Annotated in this window: 1 protein-coding gene and 1 pseudogene; both read right to left on the reverse strand. The window is 56.0% G+C overall.

All coding sequences use genetic code 11. The features are described 5' to 3' along the window. Positions 1 to 140: 140 nt before the first annotated feature. Positions 141 to 692 (reverse strand): annotated as a pseudogene (locus ACFWW2_RS12050) (IS3 family transposase); the annotation flags it as partial. After that, the gene (locus tag ACFWW2_RS12055; RefSeq protein WP_393928324.1) at positions 619 to 1,059 is read right to left on the reverse strand and encodes an MFS transporter; all 441 of its coding nucleotides are present in this window, start codon (positions 1,057 to 1,059) and stop codon (positions 619 to 621) included. The pseudogene ACFWW2_RS12050 and the gene ACFWW2_RS12055, both read right to left, overlap by 74 nt. Positions 1,060 to 1,192: the final 133 nt, after the last annotated feature.

Here is a 1,192-nt window from a genome sequence, read left to right on the forward strand (position 1 = left end):
AATGTGTTGCGGCAGAACACCCATCGAAACTATGATCGACGGGAAAGAAATCTGGCGGGAAAAGTTCGTGAACTGAACTTCACCTGACAGACGCCGCCTGAAAAACGGCCAACTGTCAGATCACATCTGAACCACTACAAATATTGCGACCCGCGATCCGTATGATGGATACAGCCTTTGGGCGGCTGCCGGAACGCGATGGCCATATTCAACGCTCGGATCGCCAAGTCGCGCTTCATGCGGTTGCTAACAGCCCAACCAATGACACGGCGTGAGTGCAGGTCCAGGATCACAGCCAGATACAGCCAGCCCTCACGGGTCCAAACGTAGCTGATATCGCCTGCCCATTTTTGATTTGGCTTGTCTGCCGCAAAGTTGCGATCCAACAGGTTCGGCGCAATGTTGAACTTGTGATAGCTGTCCGTGGTCACCTTGTGTTTGCGGGTTCTCACGACTGATATGCCATTCTGACGCATCAGCCTGCCTACGCGGCGGTGGCCAACATTCAGACCGATCTCCTTCAGCTCTTCGGTCATCCGTACCAAGTCTGTGTCTCGGTGCGCGGTGATCCATTTGTTCAGTGTCGACATCCCGACGCCCAGATCATCGGCCACCTGCTTACGTGTTAGCCCACTGGTCAGCGCGATCCGCACCGCATCCTGGCGGAATTCGTCCGTCCGTTTCAGTCTCATAGTCAATCTCCTTTGTTGCAGTAAATGCTATCAAAGGAGCGGCATCAAACCGCGACAGGTCCAAGGCGTATCCGTAATCACCAGAGGGCATGTTTTGTGCAAGTGCCATCTGGACACTTGCGCCAGTCGCGGCAAGGCCTGCATCAATCAGAACGTGGGCCACGAGAACTGCTGGCCATGCGGCCTCGTTCATATCAGGGGCTACCGCGAAGAGCGCGGTCCCGAGGGTGACAAGAGCAAGGGCCCACTGCAGGACACGCCGGGGCCCGAAGCGATCAAGCGCGACGCCAGCAGGAGCCTGAGAAACCAGAGTTGCCGCAAACATAGCTCCGACCAATAAGCCTAAGGAGGTCGCGGGAAGAGCTATGCCCGAAAGTTGGTGACGGCGTGATTAGGCGGCATGGTTAAGTTGTTTGATCCCGTCTTTGAATGCAATCCCTTCGATGATCTCGGGCATGCGGTTTGCGCCGTCGAGCTTCCGCCATTTGGTCTGGGCTGAC

The organism is Yoonia sp. R2-816, from assembly GCF_046762905.1.
Classification (GTDB): domain Bacteria; phylum Pseudomonadota; class Alphaproteobacteria; order Rhodobacterales; family Rhodobacteraceae; genus Yoonia.